Here is a 21,295-nt window from a genome sequence, read left to right as displayed (position 1 = left end):
AGCATTGACCGATAATCCATTCGCGGACATCGTCCTGGACGGCTCGCTGCTCCTTGCGGCCCCGGTGGCGCTGCTGGCAGGACTGGTCTCCTTCCTCTCTCCCTGCGTGCTCCCGCTGGTTCCCGGCTATCTGGGTTACGTCACCGGCCTGACCGGTGCAGACCTGAAGGACCACCGTCGCGGACGCGTACTGGCAGGTGTGCTGCTGTTCGTCCTGGGCTTCTCGGTGGTCTTCATCGCCGCCGGAGTGCTGTTCAGCCAGGCCACTGCATGGTTGCGTTTCAACGGCGGTTGGGTCACCCAGATCCTGGGCCTGGTGGTGATGTTCATGGGCGTCGTGTTCATGGGGGGATTCTCCTTCATGCAGCGGGACCGCAAGATCCACCGCAAGCCGCCGGCAGGATTGTGGGGCGCTCCGGTGCTGGGTCTGACCTTCGGCCTGGGCTGGGCGCCGTGCATCGGCCCGACGCTGAGCGCCGTGCTGATCATGTCCACCGGCGTGGATGCGAATGTGGGTCGCGGTACGCTGCTGACCCTGTTCTACTGCTTGGGCCTGGGCCTTCCGTTCATCCTGATCGCGCTGGGGCTCCAGCGCGGCATGCAGGCATTGAACTTCTTCCGCCGCCATCAGCTGCTGATCATGCGGCTGGGCGGGGGACTCCTGATTCTTTTGGGTCTTGTCATGGTTACCGGCCTGTGGGGCACCTGGGTAACTGAACTGCAAAACTGGTTTGCCAATGAAGTGAGGTTGCCAATCTAATGGCGAAGAACAAGCAGAAAGCCAAGAACCGGGGCGATGCCCCGGCCCTTGGCTTTGTCGGATTCCTGCGGTGGATTTGGACCCAGTTGACGTCGATGCCGACGGCGCTGTTCCTGCTGCTGATGCTGGCGGTCGCCGCCGTGCCGGGATCGATTTTCCCCCAGCGGTCGGTGAACCCCGAACTCGTCGCCCAGTACCTGGACCAGCATCCGGTGGCCGGGCCGTGGCTCGACCGCTTCCAGATGTTCGAGGTGTACTCCTCGGCGTGGTTCTCCGCCATCTACATCCTGCTGTTCATCTCGCTGGTAGGGTGCATCACCCCGCGCATCAAGAAACATGCAAAGGCCCTGCGCACCCCGCCTCCGCGCACCCCGGCCAAGCTGGAACGGCTGCCGCAGTACCACTCCATGGAAGTCATGGAGGACCAGCCGGACACCCCAACCGACGACCAGCTGATCGACGATGCCTACAAGATCCTGAAGAAGCGCGGCTACCGCGTGGAACGCCGCGATGACGCAACCGGCCGCTCGGTATCCGCTGAACGCGGTTACACCCGCGAGATCGGCAACCTGCTCTTCCACATCTCGTTGCTGGGCATCCTCGCGACGGCCGGCCTCGGCCAGGCCTACGGCTACGGCGGCCAGCGTGTGGTTGTCGAAGGCGAGACCTTCGTGAACTCGCTGGTCTCCTACGACTCGTTCAGCCCCGGCAGCAACTTCTCCGCCGACAACCTCCAGGGCTACTCGGTGAAGCTGGACAAGTTCGACATCCTCTTCGACCGCGATTCCAAGGACTACTTCGGCCAGCCGCTGGACTTCACCGCCCACGTGCAGGTCCGCGAAAATCCCGACGCCGAGCCGGTCAAGCAGGAACTGAAGGTCAACCATCCGCTGCGCATCGACGGCGCGGACGTCTATCTGGTGGGCAACGGCTACGCGCCGGTGGTCACCGTGCGCGACGGCGAAGGCAACGTGTCCTATTCCGGACCGCTGGTATCCGTCCCCCAGGACTCCGTGTACACCTCCCTGATGGTCATCAAGGTTCCCGACGCCAAGCCCGAGCAGCTCGGTTTCCAGGGATTCCTGCTGCCTACTGCCCTGGTGGGCGAGGACAACGTGGCATTCTCCGGCGACCCGAACGCCATCAACCCGCAGCTGCAGCTGAACTCCTACTACGGCGATCTGGGGCTGAACTCCGGCGAACCGCAGAACGTGTACGTGCTGGACACCGAGAAGATGACGGAGCTGAACAGCCGGAACCTCGATGCCGGAGGCATCGTGCTCGGTGCGGGGGACACCTACGAGCTGCCCGACAACTTGGGCAGCATCACCTTCGACGACCTCAAGCGCTATATTGCACTGGACGTGAACTACGATCCAGGCAAGTGGCCGATCGCGATCTTCTCCGGGCTGGCGTTGCTGGGCTTGATCATTTCGATGTTCACCCCCCGCCGCCGCGTATGGGTGAAGCTCAAGAATGAGGATGGCAGGCGTAGTATCGAATACGCGCTCTTGGCCCGTGGTGAGGATCCGAGACTTGAACGTGAATCCGACGAATTGCAGAAAATCTTCGATAAGGCTTGGCCACTGGCAAGCCAGGAACAGGACCTAGGAGCCGTAAATGGGTAGCAACGCTGCACTCGAGCCAATCAACGAAACGCTGGGTGTCTACAGCCAGCTGTTCATGTTGCTGGCAGCCATGGTCTACATGGTCGTCTTCATCTTCTTCGCGCTGGATCTGGCCAAGACGAACAAGTCCATCAGCGAGATGGACGCCGCCGCGCTTAAGGAAGACGAGAAACTTCTGGTCTCCGCCGGCGCCGTGGCACGCCCCGGCCGAGGACGCCGCGGCGAAGACAGCCGTGCCGACAACGTCGGCGAGCACATCGTGACCGACAAGATGGAGTACACCAAGCTCTCATCGAGCCGCAAGATGGCCCGCATCGCCGTGGTCCTGATGTGCTTGGCCACCGCGTTGCACGGCTTCGCGGTCTTCGCCCGCGCCTTTGCAGCGAACCGCGTGCCGTGGGGCAACATGTACGAATTCATGTCCACCGGTGCCCTGGTGGTGTCCGTGGTGTACTTGGTCGCGTTGTTCTTCAAGGACCTGCGCTTCATGGGCAGCTTCATCTCCGGCCTGGTGACACTGATGCTCTGCGGCGCCACTATCGGATTCCCGACCCCTGTCGGCCACCTGGTTCCGGCCTTGCAGTCGCCGTGGATCGTGATCCACGTGTCCATCGCCGTCTTCGCCTCGGCGCTGTTTGCCATCAGCTTCGCCATGAACGTCCTGCAGCTCATGCAGCATGCACGTATGAAGCGCATTGCCGAGGGCCAGCCTGACAAGATGCCGTTCATGCGCGTAGTTCCGGGCGCCGGCGCCCTGGAGAACTTCGCCTACCGGTTGAACACCATCGGCTTTGCCATGTGGACCTTCACCGTGATCGCCGGTGCGATCTGGGCTGAAGCAGCCTGGGGCCGCTACTGGGGCTGGGATCCGAAGGAAGTCTGGTCGTTCGTGATCTGGGTTGTCTACGCAGGCTACCTCCACGCCCGCGCCACCGGCGGTTGGACCGGCCCGCGCTCGGCATGGTTGTCGATCATCGGCTTCCTGTGCGTGGTCTTCAACTTCACCATCGTGAACATCTTCTTCAACGGTCTGCACTCCTACGCCGGCGTCTAAACGTCGCAACGGCAAAAAGGATCCGGCGGCCCACCATTGGTGGGCCGCCGGATCCTTTTTTGGCGCCTGTTCCAGCGCCGGCCGGGACAACCCGCAAGAGCCGGGACCGGCGGGCACCGCGGCACGACCCGGTGCCCGGGCAGGCTAGGTCCTTCCTGGACCGTCTACAACGACAAGCTGGCTGAGGCAAGAAGCAGGACGAACCCCAAAACGGCACAGGCCCATGGCTTCCACCGCCAGGACACGGAATCCGTGATGTCCTTGTGCTCGCCCGGGGGAAGGGAAGACGCCAGCTTCAGGGATATCACGCTGCAGCCCAGGGTGGCGATGGAAATGTAAGTGGCAACTGCCATGAGTGTTTGTCCTGCCCCAGGCGAAGACATGCCGGCAATACTGCCTGCCAGGACGAGCAGAACACCAGCTCCCAGCGACAGCATGGCCGCAATGAGCAACCAGGTAATACCCCTGAACATGGAGGCGGATTCGTTCTTCTGCATCAGTTGTCCTCATATCAATAACCACCGTGGGCGCCTCCTGCCAGCGCGGAGCTTCCTGGGAAGGCGGCACGGTGCGTCCTGTTGCTGGCCGACCCGGATTCTGATCGCCTGCCGTAGCGCCGAAAGCGGGGAGATGGGTGTCCCGAATCGCCGCGGCTGGGAAGATAAACAAAACCCCCGCCAGCTGTACTGGCGAGGGAGAAGGCGCTGACGGCTGCCGGTAGCGCAGCGCCGATGCTAGCTATCGGGAGTGGCGGTGCCGTTTCCGTCTGACTTGTTCTTCTGGTCCTTGGCTTCCTTGGCTTCCTTGGAAGGGCGGTCCGTGGACTGGTTCTTTTTCTGCTCGGCTTCGCGGCGCTTGAGTTCTTCCTCACGTGCGGTCAGCTCCGCGTCGCGCCGCTGCTGGCGGCGCCACACCTCCAGCTGGCGCAGGAAGTCCTCGTCGTCATCGGGAGCCTTGGAACCCTGGACGGTGCTCGTCTCGGCGCTCAGCGGGCGGCCCAGCGTGAACCACAATGTGGCTCCGATCAGCGGTAGGAAGAGGATCACTGCAAACCAGGCAGGCTTGGGCAGCGAGCGTACCTGGTGTGCCTCGGAACGTGCGCATTCGATCAGGGTGTAGATCATCAGTGCAACCGAAATCACTGCGGCGAGAATTATGAAGCGGACCATGACTCCAGTCTAGTGACAATTTTCTTCACAGGTTCATCGGTAAACTTTAAACTATGCAGCTTCTGAAATATACCGTGCTTCGACTGGGAATTTTCCTGGTCGTTTTCCTGGGCCTCTGGTGGGGTCTGAAATGGCCGATCTTTGTGGCGGGCCTTGTCGGCCTGGTGATTGCCTTCGCGGTGTCCTACTTGTTCTTCAACAACCTGCGCCTGCGCGCCAACCAGGATGTGGGCAAGGCGTTCAACAAGACAACCGCCAGCAAGTCCGAAAAGCAGTTGGCCGACGAGGCCGCTGAGGATTCCTACGACGAATCACAGCGCCGCCCTCAGGATCCAACCGCGTAACCCGGCACCGCGTCATCCCACGCCGGACCGTCGGGGAAAACGACAACGCTCCACCCGCCAGGAAGCTGGCGGATGGAGCGTTGAATTTTAAGCGGAGGCTGCCGCGCTCAGCGAAGCCACATGGGAACCAGGATGGCGCCGGCGAAGAGCACGGCGTAGACCATGTTCACGATGCCGGTCTGCTTGAGCACGATTACTAGCTTGGACAGCTCGGCCTGGCGCAGCATGGTCAGGCTGGGCGCCGCAGCCGGCAGGAACGTGACGAGGACCAGCCACATCCACGGGAAGGTACCGGTCACCAGCAGCGGCAGCAGGATCGCCACGGCGAGCATCAGCACGTAGGCCAATCGGGCATTGTGCTCGCCCAGGCGCACCGCGAGGGTGATCTTGCCAACCTCGGTGTCCGTGGGGATGTCGCGCACGTTGTTGGCCATCAGCAACGCACAGCCGATCAGGCCGGTGCCCACCGCGCCGAGCAGCGCCGTCAGGGTGAACGTGCCGCTCTGGGTGAAGGCAGTGCCCAAGGTGGCCACCAGGCCGAAGAAGATGAACACGTAGACATCGCCCCAGCCGCGGTAGCCGTAGGGGTTCTTGCCGCCGGTGTAGCCCCAGGCGGCGAAGATCGCTGCGACGCCGATCAGCAGCAGCGGCCAGGCCTGGGAAAGGACCACCAGGACCAGACCCAGCACGGCGGCCAGGCCGAAGCAGGCGAAGGCCGCGTTGCGCACGTTCTTCGGCTCGGTCAGCTTCGAGCCGGTCAGCCGCAGCGGACCGACGCGCTCGTCATCCGTGCCGCGGATGCCGTCGGAGTAGTCGTTGGAGTAGTTCACGCCGATCTGCAGCAGCAGCCCGACGCAAAGCGCCAAAAGGAAGCGGAACCAGTGGAAGAGACCGGTTTCGCCCACTGCTGCGGCTGTTCCAATGACGACCGGGGCAATGACGATGGGAAGGGTGCGCAGGCGCGCGCCGGCGACCCATTGGGAAAGTGTGGCCACTTTCAGTCCTTTCGGGCGAACACAAAAATCCGTACCCTCTAGTTTCCCGCGAATCGGCGGGCAAGGCGAATCGGGCGGCTAACGGGCATCGGCTAGCCGGGCCGCAACCAGCCGGCGATCGAACTTCCCGTTGGCCAGCAGTGGCAGTCCCTGCGGGTAGTGCAGCACATATTTCGGCACCGCTTCCTTGCCCAGGGTGCGGCGCACCGCCTCGAAGGCGTCCTCGGTCCGGGTAGGCCCGGAATAGGCCAATCCCACGGCCTGGCCCCACTGGGCGTCCGGCACGGCGACCACGAGTGCCTGCGTGAAGAACTCCTCCAGCAGGCCCTCGATCTTGGCTGCGGAGAGTTTCACCCCGCCGGTGTTGATCACGTCGTCGATGCGCCCCTCGATGCGCAGCCTGGAGCCGTCCACGCTGCCCAGATCGTCGGTCAGGTACCAGCGCTGCCCGTCGTGCTCCACGAAGTGCTCGGCGGTGGCCTGCGGGTCGTTGGCGTAGCCGTCGGCCAGCATCGGCCCGGAGACCAGGATGCGCCCGTCCTGTTCGCGCAGCGCCACCCCGGGCAGGGCGGTGCCGTTGTAGACCAGGCCGCCGGAGGTCTCCGCCGAACCGTAGGTCTGGAAGATCTTAAGCCCGTGGTGGCGGGCGCTGGCCAGCAGGTCCTTGCTGGCGCGCGCCCCGCCCAGCAGGATCGCATCGAAGCGCTTGAGCGCCGCGGCGGTCCGCGGGGTGGGGTGGTCCAGCAGGCGGGCCAGCTGGGTGGGAACCAGCGAGGTCAGCCGCCGGGCGTCCACCATCTGCTCCGCCGCCGCGGTGAAGTCCTCGGCGGAGAAGCTGCCGTTCTGTTTCATGATGACCGGCTTGGTGCCGGCGAACAGCGAACGGGTGAGCACGCTGAGCCCGGCGACGTAGTGCACCGGCAGGGCCAGCAGCCACTGCCCCTCGAAGCCCAGGAACTCGGCGGTGGCCTGCGCGCTGGAGGCCATCGCGGAGACGCTGAGCACCGTGCGCTTGGCGCGGCCGGTGGACCCGGAGGTGCGCACCACCACCATCGGCTCCTCGAAGCCGGCAAGCTGGGCCGGGTCCAGCCGGTTGAGGACCCAGCCCTCCGGGGCCTGCGGATCGGCCACGACCTCCACGGCCGGGCCGTCCTCGTTCACGGCGGCGGCCAGAGCCTCCAACAGTGCCAGATGGGGTGCGTCCAAAGCCGTCTCCTAGCTCGGGGTCGATGGGTGGATCGGATAGGTGGTGGTGCGCTGCGCGGCTAGAAGTAGTAGGGGTAGTTCGACCAGTCCGGGTCGCGCTTGCCCAGGAACGCGTCGCGCCCCTCCACCGCTTCGTCGGTCATGTAGGCCATGCGGGTGGCTTCGCCGGCGAAGACCTGCTGGCCGGCCAGCCCGTCGTCGGCCAGGTTGAAGGCGAACTTCAGCATGCGGATGGCCTGCGGGGACTGGGCGGCGATGTCCGCCGCGTATTCCAGGGCCACCTCTTCCAGGCGCTCGTGCTCCACGGACTCGTTGACCGCGCCCATGCGCACCATGTCGTCGGCCGAGTACTCGCGGGCCAGGAAGAAGATCTCGCGGGCGGTCTTCTGCCCGACCTGGCGGGCCAGCAGCGCGGAGCCGTAGCCGGCGTCGAAGGAGCCCACGGTGGCGTCGGTCTGCTTGAACTTGCCGTGCTGCTTGGAAGCGATGGTCAAATCCGAGACCACATGCAGCGAGTGCCCGCCGCCGGCGGCCCAGCCGTTGACCACGCACACCACGACCTTGGGCATGGTGCGCATCAGGCGCTGCACCTCCAGGATGTGCAGGCGCCCGGCGCGGGCCGGGTCGATGCTCTCGCGGGTCTCGCCCTCGGCGTAGCGGTAGCCGTCACGGCCGCGGATGCGCTGGTCGCCGCCCGAGCAGAAGGCATGGCCGCCGTCCTTGGGGGAGGGGCCGTTGCCGGTGAGCAGCACGGTGGCCACGTCTCCGGTCATGCGGGCATGGTCCATGGCGCGGTAGAGCTCGTCCACGGTGTGCGGGCGGAATGCGTTGCGCACCTCGGGCCGGTCGAAGGCGATGCGCACGGTGGGCAGGTCGCGCAGGATCGCGCCGGAGGCGTCGCGTTCCACCTGGCGGTGGTAGGTGATGTCGGTGAAGTCGAATCCCTCGACCACCCGCCACCGGGTCGGGTCGAAGATATCGGAAACCTTGTGGGGCAATGCGGAATTATTCTGGCTACTCACCCTATGAATGCTAGCCGTTTGCCGCGCGTTCTTCAGCACTTCGGCCGCCGGGCCAGCTTTGTTGCGCGTTCGGCGCAAACGGCGGCGGCGGTGCTGCCCCAACAGGGGAGCACCGCCGCCGTGGTCGGACAGTTCGCTCAGGCGCCCGACCGCGAGCTGTCGGCCGCCGGAGGCACCGCAGCCAGGATGCCGGTGTCGTGGGCATCCGGGATCTCGGTGCCGCGCAGCGAGGCACCGGCGGTCTCCGGCATGAACTTGATGGCGATCAGGCCGATCACGCAGGAGGCCATCATGTACACGGCCGGGAACAGCAGGAATCCGGTGGAGTTGATGGCCGCCTCGTTGACCATGGCCGCGGTGCCGCCGAACAGCGCCGTGGCCACGTTGTAGGTGACGGCGAACCCCGCGAAGCGCACCTGCGAGGGGAACATCGCCGGGAACGTCGCGGTGATCGTTGCCAGCTGCGGGATGTACAGCAGGCCCAGCACCGCGAAGCCCACGATGGCCCAGGCGAAGGAGCGGCCCATGAGCCAGAACATCGGCAGGGCCAGGACGAACAGGCCGATCACCGAGAAGTACCACATGGGCTTGCGCCCGATGCGGTCCGAGAGCGAGCCGGCAAACGGGATGACGGCCATCATGGCCACCTCGCCGATCAGGATGGTCGCCAGGGAAGCCGTCGAATCCAGGCCCAGCTGGGTTTCCAGGTAGGTCGGCATGTAGCTGAGCAGGGTGTAGTTCACCACGTTCAGCGCGATCACCAGCCCGCCCATGGTCAGGATCGGGCGCCAGTAGGCGGTGAACAGGTCCTTCAGGGAGCCGCCCTGCTCGGTTGCGCCGGATTCCTCCAGTTCCTGGAAGACCGGGGTGTCCTCCAGCTTGCTTCGCAGGTACAGGCCGATCAGGCCCATGGGCAGCGCCAGGAAGAACGGGATGCGCCAGCCGTAGGCCATCATGGCTTCCTCGCCCAGTCCCAGCTGCAGGAGCAGCATGACCGCGGTACCCAGCGCGAAACCGCCCAAGGTGCCGAATTCAAGGAAGGAGCCGAAGAACCCGCGTTTGCGGTCCGGGGCATACTCGGCCATGAAGGTCGCGGCGCCGCCGTACTCGCCGCCGGTGGAGAATCCCTGGATCATGCGAAGCAGCACCAGCAGCACCGGGGCCAGCACGCCGACCATCTGATAGGTCGGCAGCACGCCGATCAGGAACGTCGCGCCGGACATCAAGAGGATGGTCAGGGCCAGGATCTTCTTGCGTCCGAGCTTGTCGCCCAGCGGACCCCAGACGAATCCGCCCAGGGGACGGACCAGGAAGGAGAGGGCGAAGGTGGCCAAGGCCATCACGGTGCCGCCTTCGGTGGGGAAGAAATGCGCGGTGATGTAGGTGACGGCGACCGCGTAAACGCCGTAGTCGAACCATTCGGTCATGTTGCCCATGGCCGAAGCGGCGGTGGCCTTGCGGACCTCCTTGCGGCCTTCCGCGGTGGACATGTCCGGCCCGATGTCCTTGGTCAGGTCCGGCGAGAATGACGAGTTATCGGTGTTGTCTTGTGGTTGGCTGTTTTCCGGTTGCATTACTGCTCCGATGCGTCTCAGCTTTCCGTCGACCGGATGCCCGGGCAGCCGCTGGAAAACTTTGGCGTCCCGGTTACGGTCCACGATCCGGGCAGGCCCGGAGTCGGTCAAGTAACCGAGGTTACGCCACGTGATCATGTAATTCAACGGTTGACATGGAATCCATTGGATCCTCTCACGGATATATTCGATTGGGTATCACGTGATCAATGGGCAGAGCTCCTAAACAGCAGGGGGTTTCACGTAATGTTTGTGGCGAGCCGAGCTTGTATTATTGAACGAATGGTCAGTAAGTTAGAGTGCTGAGCATCACTACTTTTCTGTCGCAAGGAGCAATCATGGCCGAGGCATTTCTCGTAGGCGGAGCACGTACCCCGGTAGGACGGTACGGCGGAGCGCTAAGCAGCGTGCGCCCGGACGATCTGGCGGCGTTGACCATCCGCCGCGTCATCGACGACGCAGGCATCGACCCGGCGCTGGTGGACGAGGTCATTTTCGGCAACGCCAATGGGGCCGGCGAAGAGAACCGCAACGTAGCGCGCATGGCCTGGCTGCTGGCCGGCCTGCCGAACACCGTTCCGGGCATCACCGTGAACCGCCTGTGCGCTTCGGGCATGAGCGCCATCACCATGGCCAGCCACATGGTCAAGTCGGGCGCCGCGGACATCGTGGTGGCCGGCGGCGTGGAATCCATGTCCCGCGCCCCGTGGGTCATGGAAAAGCCTGCCAAGGCCTTCGCCAAGCCGGGGGCGACCTTCGACACCTCCATCGGCTGGCGCTTCACCAACCCCGCCTTCCTCTCCGGCGAGCTGTCCCGCGACGGCAAGGCCACCTACTCGATGCCCGAGACGGCCGAGGAAGTCGCCCGCGTCTACAACATCTCCCGCGAGGACGCCGACCAGTTCGCCGTGGATTCCCACGCCAAGTCCATTGCAGCGATCGAGGCCGGACGCTTCAAGGACGAGATCGTCCCGGTGACCGTCAAGGGCCGCAAGGGCGATACCGTCGTGGACACCGACGAGGGCCCGCGCCCCGGCACCACCGCAGAGGTCCTGGCCGGGCTGCGCCCGGTCGTCAAGGGCGGCTCGGTGGTCACCGCCGGCAACGCCTCGACGCTGAACGACGGAGCCTCGGCCATCCTGGTGGTCTCCGAGCGCGCCATCGAGAAGTATGGCCTGACCCCGCGCGCCCGCATCGTCGACGGGCAGGCCGCCGGCCTGGCCCAGGAGATCATGGGCATGGGCCCGGTTCCGGCCACCAACAAGGTGCTCGCCCGCGCCGGGCTGTCCATCGGGGACATCGGCGCCATGGAAATCAACGAGGCCTTCGCCAGCCAGTCGCTGGCCAGCATGAACGAGCTGGGTGTGGACCCGTCCATCGTGAACCGCGACGGCGGCGCCATCGCGCTGGGCCACCCGCTGGGCTCCTCCGGCTCGCGCATCGTGATCACCCTGCTGGGCCGCATGGAACGCGAACTGGCCGGAGCGCAGCGCAAGCTCGGCGTGGCCACCATGTGCGTGGGCGTCGGCCAGGGCACCGCCCTGCTGGTGGAGGGTGTCTAAGCCCATGAGCCTGACCCCCGAAGACTTCACCACCCTGCAGCTCACCGAGACCGCTGACCGCGTGTGGGTGCGCCTGCATCGACCCGAGGTCCGCAACGCCATCGACCAGGTCATGGTCGACGAGCTGCACGCGGTCTGCGCCTACCTGGAGCGCACCCCGAAGATCATGATCCTGGCCGGCACCCCGTCCCAGGCTCCGACCGAGGACAAGCCGCGCGGCTCCAAGGGGATCTTCGCCTCCGGCGCGGACATCGCCCAGCTGCGCGAGCGCCGCCGCGACGACGCGCTGGCCGGCATCAACTCCGGCATCTTCGACCGCATCGCCAAGCTGCCGATGCCCGTGGTCGCGGCGCTGGACGGCTTCGCTCTGGGCGGCGGCGCGGAACTGGCCTACGCGGCCGACTTCCGCATCGGCACCGAGGACCTGCGCATGGGCAACCCGGAAACCAACCTGGGCATCATGGCCGCCGCCGGCGCCACCTGGCGCCTGAAGGAACTGGTCGGCGAGCCGCTGGCCAAGGAAATCCTGCTGGCCGGCAAGGTGCTCACCGGGGCGCAGTGCCTGGAGGTGCAGCTGATCACCGAGCTGCACCCGGCCGCCGAGCTGGATGCCGCCGCGGATGCGCTGGCGGACCGCATCGCCGCGCAGGACCCGCTGGCCGTGCGCATCAGCAAGTCGGTATTCCACGCCCCGCGCGAAGTTCACCCGATCATCGACAACCTGGCCCAGGGCATGCTCTTCGAGTCCCAGGCCAAGTTCGACCGCATGCAGGCATTCCTAGACCGAAAGAAGAAGTAAGCATGAGTGAAGCGACAAACTTTATCGACGGCGCACTGCCTGCGAAAATGGGCGTGCTGGGCGGCGGGCGCATGGGCGCCGGCATCGCCCACGCCTTCCTGATCAAGGGCTGCGACGTGTTGGTCGTGGAACGCGACGAGGCTTCCGCCATCGCCGCGCGCGAGCGCGTTGAAGCTGCCGCCGCCAAGTCCATCGAACGCGGTGCCACCGATGCAAACCTCGGTGAGATGACCTCGCGCCTGAGCGTTTCGGTCGACTACGCGGCGTTCGCCGACCGCCAGCTGGTCATCGAAGCTGTCCCGGAAATCTGGGACCTGAAGGTCTCCTCGCTGCAGGCGGTGGAGGAATCGCTTGCGCAGGATGCGGTGCTCGCCTCGAACACCTCCTCGCTGTCGGTCTCTGGCCTGGCGGAGAAGCTCGCACGCCCGGAGAACTTCCTGGGCCTGCACTTCTTCAACCCGGTCCCGGCCTCCACGCTGATCGAGGTCGTCATCGGCAAGCAGACCAGCCCGCAGCTGGTCGACGCCTCGCGCGGCTGGGTTGAAGCCCTGGGCAAGACCGCCGTGGTGGTCAACGACGCCCCGGGCTTCGCCTCCTCGCGCCTGGGCGTGGCCATCGCGCTGGAAGCCATGCGCATGGTCGAAGAGGGCGTGGCCAGCGCTGAGGACATCGACAACGCGATGGTGCTCGGATACAAGCACCCGACCGGCCCGCTGAAGACCACCGACATCGTGGGCCTGGACGTGCGCCTGGGCATTGCCGAATACCTTCATGAGACCTTGGGCGACCGTTTCGCCCCGCCGCAGATCCTCAAGGACCTGGTGGCGGAGGGGAAGCTCGGCCGCAAGACCGGGCAGGGCTTCTACACCTGGTAGGAACATGATGGAAAGGGCTGCGAAAGCAGCCCTTTTCGCGTTTCCGGCGGGTGGTTCAGGGAATCAGACCGCGGCTTCGGGCCCGCAGCACCAGGTCGAACCGGTTGTCCGCCTCCAGCTTGCGCATGGCCGAGGCGATATAGCTCTTGACGGTGCTTTCGGCCAGGTCAAGGTGCGCGCCGATCAGCGCATTGCGCTTGCCCAGGGCCAGGTGCGTGACCACATCCAATTCCCGTGTCGACAACGGTCCCGGCCCGCCCAGCTCGCGCCGCTGCCCGGCGCGCAGCATGGATCCCGCGGTGCTCAGCCGCTGCGCCAGCTGCGGGTCCTCGACCAGCCGGGCGATATCCCGCAGTTCGGTGTACAGCACCGTCAGGTCCTCCTGGCTCAGCGCCAGGTCCGAGACGTGCGTGGCATGCGCCTCCGACGCAGACAGCACCGCCAGGCGGCGCTCGGTCTCCTCGTGGACCGACAGCTCCCAAGCCAGGCGCCGCGCCTCGCCGGCGGCCGTGGCCAGCATTTCGTCGGTGAGCTGCGAGCGGTCGCGCAGCCCCGCGTAGATCAGCGCCCGCACCTGGTTGTCGACCACCACGGGAATCGCCAGCAGCGTGATGATCCCTTCCACGCCGATCTCGCGGTCGTAGCTGTGGATGATGTCGGGGGACTGGTGGTAGGAGCCGGTGGCGGTGAGTTCCCGCCGGGCCAGCGCCAGCCCGCCCAGACCCTGCCCGGGCTGGATCACCAGCCCGCGCAACACCCCGGTGCGGGTTCCGGAGAAGCTGGTCAGCACGGTGCCCCCGGGGTCCGCGAAGCCGCCGAAGGCCACGGGGAAGCCGGTGCGGGCGGCCAGGGTGTTCAGCGTACGCTCCAGCAGAGCCACCTGGGGTGAAGAATCGGTGGTCAACTGCTACCTCCTTTAGATGGTAGTGATGCGCCTCACTGTCTCTCTAGGATACCTGCAGGAGAGTTGGTGACGAAGGTCACCGGCCGACGATCACCTTGTACCGCTACACACATCGGAGTGTGCCCCATGACTGCAACACTGACCCGCCCCGACCTCGATCTGCCGCTGCGCGAAGAGCCTGCCGCCAAGACCGTCATCGCCGATCCGGCAGCCCTCGGCCTGGGTGCCTTCGCCATGACCACCTTCGTGCTGAGCCTGGCCAATGCGGGACTGATTCCCGAAGCCGGCAGCGCGGTCCTGGCGCTGGCATTCTTCTACGGAGGCATCGCGCAGGTCATTGCCGGCGTCATCGAATTCTTCAAGGGCAATGTCTTCGGCGCCACCGCCTTCACCTCCTACGGGATGTTCTGGATGGGCTTCTGGTGGATCGAAACCACCCCGGAAATCGCCGCGGCCGTGGGATCCGTCGGCATGGGCGTCTACCTGCTGGGATGGACCCTCTTCACCATCTACATGACCATCGCCTCGCTGAAAACCAACGGGGTCCTGGTCACCGTGTTCACCGTGCTGTGCACCGCGTTCGTCGCCCTGACCATCGGCGCGTTCACCGGCAACCAGCTGATCCACGAGCTCGGCGGCTGGCTGGGCCTTCTCACTGCGGCGCTGGCCGCGTACGGTTCCTTCGCCGTCGTCACCAACGCCACCTGGAAGCGCGAGGTGCTGCCGATGTGGGCCAAGTAGCCCGCAGCAGCGCAGAACGCTGCCAACGGCAGCCCGCCGTCCCGGATATTCCCGGGGCGGCGGGCTGCCGTCCGTCTAGGCGAACATGCTGGCCAGCAGCGAGGTGAACAGTGCCTCGGCGTCGCGCGGCAGGCCCTTGGCGGTGAACCAGTCGCACATGTTGACGCAGTCGCGGTGCAGGAAATCCAGGCCCTGCACGTTGCCGGCCAGATCCACGCATTGTGGCACGTCGATAACCACCAGGCGATCGCCGGCCACCAGCAGATTGTAGGCCGAGAGGTCGCCGTGCGCGATGCCCAGCAGGGCAAATTTCTCCATGGCGTCGGCCAGCTGGTCCCAGAGGGCCGGCAGTCGCGGATCGTTGCGGGAGAGCTGCTGCAGGCGGGGCGCGGCGGCCCGCGGGATCTGCGGGTCCGCAATGAACTCCATGAGGATTTCGGTGCCGTCGATCTGTACTGGATAGGGGACCGGGATCCCCGCTTCGTGGCAGCGGCGCAGATACGTCCATTCGGCGCTTGCCCATTGCAGGGCGGCCACCTCGCGGCCGTAGCTGGAATTGTTTTTCACCGCACGGTTATCGCGCGAGCGCCGCGCGGAGCGGCCCTCGCTGTAGGCCTGGGAGCGGCTGAACTGCAGATGCTCCCGGCCGCGGTAGCGCTTGGCCGCCAGCAACGCGCTGCGCGCCTCGGTGGCCCGCTCCACGAGGAAGACATCCCCTTCCTTGCCGGTCTTGAGGATCCCGAGCTCGGTATCCAGGGCCGCGGCATCCTCGATGAGCCATGACGGGTAGGGCTTGGGTCCGCGGCAGCCCTTTTCGATGGACGGCCACGTGGAGTAGCGCTGCCCGTCGGCCAGCTCATCCTGGGCGGTTTCGTTCCAGGCGGGGCGTCCGCGGCGGGTTTTCAGTCGGGTGTCGGCCTCGTCGAAGCCGTTGAACGCTAGGGGTGTTGCGGCGGTGTCGCCGCCAGGGTAGTAAGACACAATAAGTCCTTGGTGAGGAGGGGAGATGGCGTTGCAAGGTAACGGACATTCATCGGTATCCCTCCTCGGGTAGACTCATTGGCATTTACCAATGACTAAGACTCTACAGCAGATTGCGAATGTGTTGCAATGGAGACATGAGCCACGCCCCCGAGTACCGCAAGCAGTCGATGGACGTCCACTGGGACGGTGCGATCAACGCCCGCCGCATCTGCGGAGCCTTCTACCGCATGGGACGCCACGAATGGCTCACCGAGCGGGGCTGGCGGCAGCTGCGGGCGGACGGCATCGACAGGGTCATCGACCTGCGCAACCCCGGGGAGATCCGCCGCCGCGAACACGACCCGGTGGTGCAGGAGCCGAGCCTGCGGGGCATCGAGCTGTTCAACCTTCCGCTGGAAGCCCCGGGCAACGAGCGCTTCGAGGCGATCGCCGTCCCGTACATGAACCACACCGGGATGTACCGGCTGGTCTGCGAGGAATTCGGCGGGCATCTGGCCGCGGTCTTCGAGAACCTGGCCGCAACCCGCAGCGGCGCGGTGATCCACTGCTCCGCCGGACGGGACCGTTCGGGCCTGGTGGCGACGCTGCTGCTGGATTTGGCCGGGCGGCGCGAGGAAGTCCTGGCCCACGACGAAGCGGCGGTGCGCGGCATCAACGAATGGCATCGGGTTTCTCCGCGCAAGCACCCCTACGAGTCCCACCAGCCGGCCGGCGAGCTGGACTCGATCATCCGCGGCCGCGCCGAGGAGCTGGAGAAGTTCCTCGACTGGCTCGGCACCGCCGAGGGCTACCTGCTCGGCCAAGGCCTGGGCGAAAACAGGCTTGCCGCCGTGCGGGAGCTGGCGCGCCGCGAAGACCCCTGACAGGGCCGCAGCGGAACTGTAGGCTCGGGGCATGGATGGAAAGCTGCGGCATCATGCCTTGAACTATGTTGAACTGACCGTCACCGACCTGAAAACAGCCAAGGACTTCTACTCGGTCGCCTTCGGGTGGAAGTTCGTCGACTACGGCGAGCAGTACGCCGGCATCCTCATGCCGGAGGCGGGCACGGAGGAATCCGGGGGACTGCTGCTGGCCGACAAGCCGCGGCCCGTCGGAGGGCCCTTCGTGCTGCTGTATTCCGAGGACCTGGACGCCACGGCCCGCGCCATCGAAGCGGCCGGAGGCTGGATCGACCAGCCGGCCTATCCGTTCCCCGGCGGCCGACGGCTGCATTTCACCGACCCCTCCGGAAACGAGCTGGGCGTCTGGGCTTCCGACTAGAAGCGGGCCCGCCGACGGCGAGCCCGCGTGTTCATGAGATTCAGCATCCCGGGTCAGCCGCTCGCTTCTGCCTTGTCGCGTCGTAACCCGAGCATGGAACATGGAAGCCTAGCGCTTGGGCTTGTCCACCACCAGATTGGTGATGCGCAGGGTGCAGATGCGGCGTTGCTGAGCATCGGTGATGAGCACTTCGTGGCTGGTCATGCGGCGGCCCAGCTTGATCGGGGTGGCGGTGATGGTCACCAGGCCCTCGGTGGCCGAGCGGTGGTGCGTCGCGTTGACGTCGACTCCCACCACGACCTTGCCGAAGGTGGACGCGAACTTCACTGCGGCCCAGGAGCCCACCGCCTCGCCCACGGCCAGCGAGGCGCCGCCGTGCAGCAGCCCGAAGGACTGGGTGTTGCCTTCCACCGGCATGGTGGCCACCACCTTGTCCACGGACTCCTCGATGATGCGCACACCCATCTTGCGGTCCAATTCGCCCAGCTCAATCGTCCACGGTTCGAGGTTCTGGGCCTGGTGCTGTACTTCGGTCATTTTCACGGTCCTTTACGGGTGTCGTCGATCACGTCATTGCTGTTATGGTTAACACTAATACTGACCGACCGTTCAGGAAGGAATTGCGTCGATGACGACAGCCCAGATTGGTGTAGTCCCAAGTTTCATTGCCGGTCAATGGCAGACCCCAGCAGCCGAGGGAGGCACCGAAGTACTTGATGCCAACACCGGCGAACTGCTCGCCACCGTCACCAAGGACCGCCTCGATGTGGCCGGCGCCGTAGCCTACGGCCGCACCACCGGCCAGCGCGAACTGGCCAAGCTCTCGCTGCATGAGCGTGCGCTGAAGCTCAAGGAGCTGGCCCTGCACCTCAACGAGCACCGCAAGGAGCTCTACGAGATCTCCTACAAGACCGGCGCCACCAAGATCGATTCCATGGTGGACATCGACGGCGGCATCGGCGTGCTGTTCACCTTCTCCGGCAAGGGCCGCCGCGAACTGCCCAACTCCAACGTCATCCTCGACGGCCCGACCGAGCCGCTGAGCAAGGACGGCTCGTTCCTAGGAACCCACATCTACACCGCGCTGACCGGTGTCGTGGTTCAGGTCAACGCCTTCAACTTCCCGGTCTGGGGCATGCTGGAGAAGTTCGCCCCGGCCTTCATCGCCGGCGTGCCGACCATCGTCAAGCCCGCCACCCCGACCGGCTACCTGACCGAAGCCGTCGTGCGCCTGATGCTCGACTCCGGCCTACTGCCGGACGGCTCGCTGCAGCTGCTCTCCGGCTCGGCCCGCGACCTGATGGACCACCTGGACTACCGCGACATGTTCGCGTTCACCGGCTCGGCGGCCACCGCCAGCAAGTTGAAGGCCCATCCGAACGTCATCGACGGCGGCGTGCGCTTCAGCGCCGAGACCGACTCGCTGAACGCTGCCATCCTCGGCCCGGACGCCGTGGAGGGCACCCCGGAGTTCGACGCCTTCATCAAGGTCGTCGTCAACGAGATGACCACCAAGGCCGGCCAGAAGTGCACAGCCATCCGCCGCAACATCGTGCCGGCAAGCCAGGTGGATGCGGTCATCGCAGCCATCGGCAAGCGCATCGACGAGCGCGTGGTCGTAGGCGACCCGCGCGTCGAGGGCGTGACCATGGGCGCGCTGGCCTCCCTGGAGCAGCTGCGCGACGTGCGCGCCGCGGTGCAGGACATGCTGGACGCCGGCGGCGAGCTGGCCTACGGCGCGCTGGACGCGCCGAAGGTCCGCGTGGCCCCGGACACCGACGCGGTGGCCGAGCAGGGCGCCTTCATGGCCCCGATGGTGCTGCGCTGGGACGACGCCCGCAACCCGATCCTGCACTCCCGCGAAGCCTTCGGCCCGGTCAGCTCCGTGGTCGGCTACGACACCGTGGACGAGGCAGTGGCCCTGGCCGCGCTGGGCGCCGGCTCGCTGGTCGCCACGGTCTGCACCAACGACGCGCAGGCCATGCGCCAGCTGTCGCTGGGCATCGCCGGCCACCACGGCCGCGTGCACATCCTGAACCGCGAAACCGCGCGCAGCACCACGGGCCACGGCTCACCGGTGCCGCACCTGGTCCACGGCGGCCCGGGCCGCGCCGGCGGCGGCGAGGAACTGGGCGGCGTGCGCTCGGTCAAGCACCACATGCAGCGCACCGCGGTGCAGGGTTCCCCGAACATGCTCACCGCCCTGACCGGCGTGTGGCACACCGGAGCCGCCCAGTCGCTGGCCGGCAGCGGGAAGTTCGGCGGCCAGGCCTCCAACGTGCACCCGTTCCGCAAGTCGCTGGCCGAGCTGAAGATCGGCGACGGCTTCGTCTCGGACCTGCGCGAGGTCTCGCTGCAGGAGATCACCGATTTCGCGAACGAAACCGGCGACACCTTCTACGCGCACACCGATGCGAAGGCCGCCGAAGCCAACCCGTTCTTCCCGGGCATCGTGGCCCACGGCTACCTGCTGGTCTCCTGGGCCGCCGGTCTGTTCGTGGAGCCGGCTCCGGGACCGGTGCTGGCCAACTACGGCTTGGAGAACCTGCGCTTCATCACCCCGGTGGGCGCGGGGGACTCGATCCGCGTGACCCTGACCGCCAAGAAGATCACCCCGCGCGTGACCGACGAGTACGGGGAGGTCGCCTGGGACGCCGTGCTGCACAACCAGAACGACGAGATCGTGGCGACCTACGACGTGCTGACCCTGGTGGAGAAGACCGACTCCACCTACGCCAACTGGCAGGGCTAAGCCCCGTGCGGCGGTAGCGCCTTATACACAACGCCGGCCTTCGAGAATTCTCGAAGGCCGGCGTTGTGTTGTGCCGAGAAATATCTACTTGTCGTCTGCGGAGTTCAACTTGTCCAGGGCGGCCTTGGCGGCGGCTTCCAGGGCGATCTCTTCCTCGCTCGGCTCGGGCTGCGCCGGGGCGGGCAGCGCGCGCCACTGGTACCAGCCGTACAGCGCGGCCAGCGCGGTGAACACGTACAGGCCCAGCATGCCCAGCATCGGGCTGACCATGAAGTAGACCACAACATAGGAGATCGCTCCGGCGGCCAGCAGGAGCCAGCCGCTGCGCACGCCGCGGGCGATCAGCACGAAGGACGCGAAGATCACAGCGTCGGAAACGTACATGGCCCAGACTTCCGGGGTGGCGCTGAGGTAGCTGCCGTTGAACAGGAAGACATTGAAGTGCAGGGCCACCAGCAGGATGACGCCCGCCAGCAGGCCGACCACGGAGGTCGCGGTCAGCGGGGTGCGGGTCACCATGCGGATGAACTTGCCCTTGAGCTCGAAGCGCGAGAAGCGCCACAGGCCGAAGATCGCCAGCAGAAGCAGCGGGACGCCGTAGAACAGCGAGTAGAGGTCGTATTTCATGGCGCTGATGATCGGTCCGGAGAACACCGCCATGATCAGGGCCCACCAGCCCAGGTCGTTGCGGTGCGCCAGCAGCAGCGCGGCGATGACCACGAACAGGGCGCTGATCGCGAACAGCAGGATCTGCACGCCAGAGCTGGTGCTCAAGGACAGCTGGAAGAGACTATCAATAATTGAATCCACGATGCTTCTTTGTGTTGAGTTGTATACGGCTCAGCGGGCGCAAAACGCACCCCTACGATGTTAGCCGTGAATCCTGTGAGGAGCACAAGCGCAGGGGAGCCTGCGGGTTCCGCAGCGCCGCGCACTGCCCGCTGCGCGCCGAAGGCCCCGGCCCGCCCGAAAGGGGCGAACCGGGGCCTTCGCCACTCGGGTTCAGGAGGTCTGGTTCTTGGGCAGCGCATGCAGGCCGTTGAACAGCAGCGAAATCGCCTGGTTCTCCAAGGTCACCGCATCGATCACGCCGTCCAGCCGGTACCAGTCCACCACGGAGTTGATCATGCCGAACAGCAGGCGGGCCGTTGCGCGGGGCTCTAGGTCCTCGCGCAGCCGTCCCTCGCGCTGTGCCACAGTCACCAGCTCGGAGAGCTCGCGGTCCATCTGGCGCCGGCGCTCCAACGCGGTGCGCTCCAGCTCCGTGTTGCCGCGCAGGCGCAGCAGCAGGGTCACGTAGGAACGCTTGGCGATCAGGATGCGCACCGTGGAGCGCAGGAAGAATTCCAGACGCTCGTCGGCGGTTCCCTCGTGCCGGCGCACCTGCTCGATCATGGACTCCAGCGGAATGAGCGCCTCGTCCAGCGCCAGGCGCAGCAGATCCTCCTTGGAGGGGACGTGGTGGTAGATCGCCGACTTGCTGATGCCCAGCCGGTCGGCCAGCTTGCCCATCGAGGTTGCATCGTAGCCGTACTCGTTGAACGCCTCGACGGCGATCTGGAGCACGGTTTCCTGGTCGTAACCGGGACGGCCGCGTTTGACCGGTGGGGTCACTGCTTGGGTTGATTGCATAATGCCTCGATTATTTCACGTCTCCGTGGAG

Annotated in this window: 22 protein-coding genes; 11 read left to right on the top strand and 11 right to left on the bottom strand. The window is 65.8% G+C overall.

Annotated features, from left to right (window positions below):
- The first annotated feature begins 4 nt into the window (after nt 1-4).
- The 3 genes from JQN66_RS12635 to ccsB are packed head-to-tail and all read left to right on the top strand — an operon-like array spanning nt 5 to nt 3,442.
- Nucleotides 5-760: a cytochrome c biogenesis CcdA family protein gene (locus tag JQN66_RS12635; protein WP_204675336.1), complete on the top strand. Its 756-nt coding sequence runs from the start codon at nt 5-7 to the stop codon at nt 758-760.
- Nucleotides 760-2,388 (top strand): cytochrome c biogenesis protein ResB, encoded by a 1,629-nt coding sequence (resB, locus tag JQN66_RS12630; RefSeq protein ID WP_204675334.1) that lies wholly within the window; start codon nt 760-762, stop codon nt 2,386-2,388. The genes JQN66_RS12635 and resB overlap by 1 nt, the downstream gene beginning before the upstream one ends.
- Nucleotides 2,381-3,442, top strand: coding sequence for a c-type cytochrome biogenesis protein CcsB (gene ccsB, locus JQN66_RS12625; RefSeq protein WP_188948776.1), 1,062 nt, complete (start codon nt 2,381-2,383; stop codon nt 3,440-3,442). The genes resB and ccsB overlap by 8 nt, the downstream gene beginning before the upstream one ends.
- Before the next feature lie 164 nt (nt 3,443-3,606).
- On the opposite strand, the gene JQN66_RS12620 is transcribed toward ccsB, so the two are convergent.
- On the bottom strand, nt 3,607-3,939 hold the full coding sequence (locus JQN66_RS12620; RefSeq protein WP_204675332.1) for a hypothetical protein: 333 nt from the start codon (nt 3,937-3,939) through the stop codon (nt 3,607-3,609).
- A gap of 237 nt (nt 3,940-4,176) precedes the next feature.
- On the bottom strand, nt 4,177-4,611 hold the full coding sequence (locus JQN66_RS12615) for a PLD nuclease N-terminal domain-containing protein (RefSeq protein WP_204675330.1): 435 nt from the start codon (nt 4,609-4,611) through the stop codon (nt 4,177-4,179).
- Between the two features lie 53 nt (nt 4,612-4,664).
- Between JQN66_RS12615 and JQN66_RS12610 the strand changes: the two genes are divergently transcribed.
- Nucleotides 4,665-4,955: a DUF4229 domain-containing protein gene (locus JQN66_RS12610; protein ID WP_188948779.1), complete on the top strand. Its 291-nt coding sequence runs from the start codon at nt 4,665-4,667 to the stop codon at nt 4,953-4,955.
- A gap of 107 nt (nt 4,956-5,062) precedes the next feature.
- On the opposite strand, the gene JQN66_RS12605 is transcribed toward JQN66_RS12610, so the two are convergent.
- From JQN66_RS12605 to JQN66_RS12590, 4 genes are all read right to left on the bottom strand, one after another.
- The gene (locus JQN66_RS12605) at nt 5,063-5,950 is read right to left on the bottom strand and encodes a 1,4-dihydroxy-2-naphthoate polyprenyltransferase (protein ID WP_188948780.1); all 888 of its coding nucleotides are present in this window, start codon (nt 5,948-5,950) and stop codon (nt 5,063-5,065) included.
- Nucleotides 5,951-6,028: 78 nt separating this feature from the next.
- Nucleotides 6,029-7,156: an AMP-binding protein gene (locus JQN66_RS12600; RefSeq protein WP_204675328.1), complete on the bottom strand. Its 1,128-nt coding sequence runs from the start codon at nt 7,154-7,156 to the stop codon at nt 6,029-6,031.
- Between the two features lie 59 nt (nt 7,157-7,215).
- Complete coding sequence (locus tag JQN66_RS12595) at nt 7,216-8,178, bottom strand: 1,4-dihydroxy-2-naphthoyl-CoA synthase (protein ID WP_204675326.1); 963 nt, start codon at nt 8,176-8,178, stop codon at nt 7,216-7,218.
- 137 nt (nt 8,179-8,315) lie between these two features.
- Nucleotides 8,316-9,752 carry an MFS transporter gene (locus tag JQN66_RS12590; RefSeq protein ID WP_188948783.1) on the bottom strand — a complete coding sequence of 479 codons (1,437 nt, stop codon included), beginning with the start codon at nt 9,750-9,752 and terminating at the stop codon, nt 8,316-8,318.
- Nucleotides 9,753-10,090: 338 nt separating this feature from the next.
- Between JQN66_RS12590 and JQN66_RS12585 the strand changes: the two genes are divergently transcribed.
- The 3 genes from JQN66_RS12585 to JQN66_RS12575 are packed head-to-tail and all read left to right on the top strand — an operon-like array spanning nt 10,091 to nt 12,988.
- Nucleotides 10,091-11,314 carry a thiolase family protein gene (locus tag JQN66_RS12585; RefSeq protein ID WP_188948784.1) on the top strand — a complete coding sequence of 408 codons (1,224 nt, stop codon included), beginning with the start codon at nt 10,091-10,093 and terminating at the stop codon, nt 11,312-11,314.
- Between the two features lie 4 nt (nt 11,315-11,318).
- On the top strand, nt 11,319-12,113 hold the full coding sequence (locus JQN66_RS12580; RefSeq protein ID WP_188948785.1) for an enoyl-CoA hydratase/isomerase family protein: 795 nt from the start codon (nt 11,319-11,321) through the stop codon (nt 12,111-12,113).
- Nucleotides 12,114-12,115: 2 nt separating this feature from the next.
- Nucleotides 12,116-12,988, top strand: coding sequence for a 3-hydroxyacyl-CoA dehydrogenase family protein (locus JQN66_RS12575; protein WP_188948786.1), 873 nt, complete (start codon nt 12,116-12,118; stop codon nt 12,986-12,988).
- A gap of 55 nt (nt 12,989-13,043) precedes the next feature.
- Here JQN66_RS12575 and JQN66_RS12570 read toward each other — a convergent pair whose 3' ends face one another.
- Nucleotides 13,044-13,892, bottom strand: coding sequence for a helix-turn-helix transcriptional regulator (locus JQN66_RS12570; protein ID WP_188948787.1), 849 nt, complete (start codon nt 13,890-13,892; stop codon nt 13,044-13,046).
- Nucleotides 13,893-14,018: 126 nt separating this feature from the next.
- Between JQN66_RS12570 and JQN66_RS12565 the strand changes: the two genes are divergently transcribed.
- Nucleotides 14,019-14,633 carry an acetate uptake transporter gene (locus JQN66_RS12565; protein ID WP_204675324.1) on the top strand — a complete coding sequence of 205 codons (615 nt, stop codon included), beginning with the start codon at nt 14,019-14,021 and terminating at the stop codon, nt 14,631-14,633.
- Nucleotides 14,634-14,708: 75 nt separating this feature from the next.
- Here the strand turns inward: JQN66_RS12565 and JQN66_RS12560 are convergent, their stop codons facing one another.
- Nucleotides 14,709-15,614, bottom strand: coding sequence for a serine protein kinase RIO (locus JQN66_RS12560; protein WP_204675322.1), 906 nt, complete (start codon nt 15,612-15,614; stop codon nt 14,709-14,711).
- 137 nt (nt 15,615-15,751) lie between these two features.
- On the opposite strand from JQN66_RS12560, the gene JQN66_RS12555 reads away from it, so the two are divergent.
- Together JQN66_RS12555 and JQN66_RS12550 are read left to right on the top strand one after the other, a co-directional pair.
- On the top strand, nt 15,752-16,480 hold the full coding sequence (locus JQN66_RS12555) for a tyrosine-protein phosphatase (RefSeq protein WP_188948790.1): 729 nt from the start codon (nt 15,752-15,754) through the stop codon (nt 16,478-16,480).
- A gap of 31 nt (nt 16,481-16,511) precedes the next feature.
- Entirely contained in the window at nt 16,512-16,880 is a 369-nt protein-coding gene (locus JQN66_RS12550) for a VOC family protein (RefSeq protein ID WP_204675320.1), read from the top strand.
- Between the two features lie 108 nt (nt 16,881-16,988).
- Here the strand turns inward: JQN66_RS12550 and JQN66_RS12545 are convergent, their stop codons facing one another.
- Nucleotides 16,989-17,417, bottom strand: a complete 429-nt coding sequence (locus JQN66_RS12545; RefSeq protein ID WP_204675318.1) for a hotdog fold thioesterase — start codon at nt 17,415-17,417, stop codon at nt 16,989-16,991.
- A 91-nt stretch (nt 17,418-17,508) separates the two neighbouring features.
- Here JQN66_RS12545 and paaZ point away from each other — a divergent pair, with 91 nt between their 5' ends.
- Nucleotides 17,509-19,632: a phenylacetic acid degradation bifunctional protein PaaZ gene (gene paaZ / locus JQN66_RS12540; protein ID WP_204675316.1), complete on the top strand. Its 2,124-nt coding sequence runs from the start codon at nt 17,509-17,511 to the stop codon at nt 19,630-19,632.
- 84 nt (nt 19,633-19,716) lie between these two features.
- On the opposite strand, the gene JQN66_RS12535 is transcribed toward paaZ, so the two are convergent.
- Nucleotides 19,717-20,442, bottom strand: a complete 726-nt coding sequence (locus tag JQN66_RS12535; protein ID WP_204675314.1) for a nicotinamide mononucleotide transporter — start codon at nt 20,440-20,442, stop codon at nt 19,717-19,719.
- Nucleotides 20,443-20,634: 192 nt separating this feature from the next.
- Entirely contained in the window at nt 20,635-21,264 is a 630-nt protein-coding gene (locus tag JQN66_RS12530) for a TetR/AcrR family transcriptional regulator (protein WP_188948795.1), read from the bottom strand.
- Nucleotides 21,265-21,295: the final 31 nt, after the last annotated feature.

This window comes from Glutamicibacter protophormiae (genome assembly GCF_016894325.1).
In the GTDB taxonomy this organism is placed as follows: Bacteria; Actinomycetota; Actinomycetes; order Actinomycetales; family Micrococcaceae; genus Glutamicibacter; species Glutamicibacter protophormiae.
Note: the sequence above shows the minus strand (reverse complement) of the source record. Positions and strands in the feature narration are given on the sequence as shown.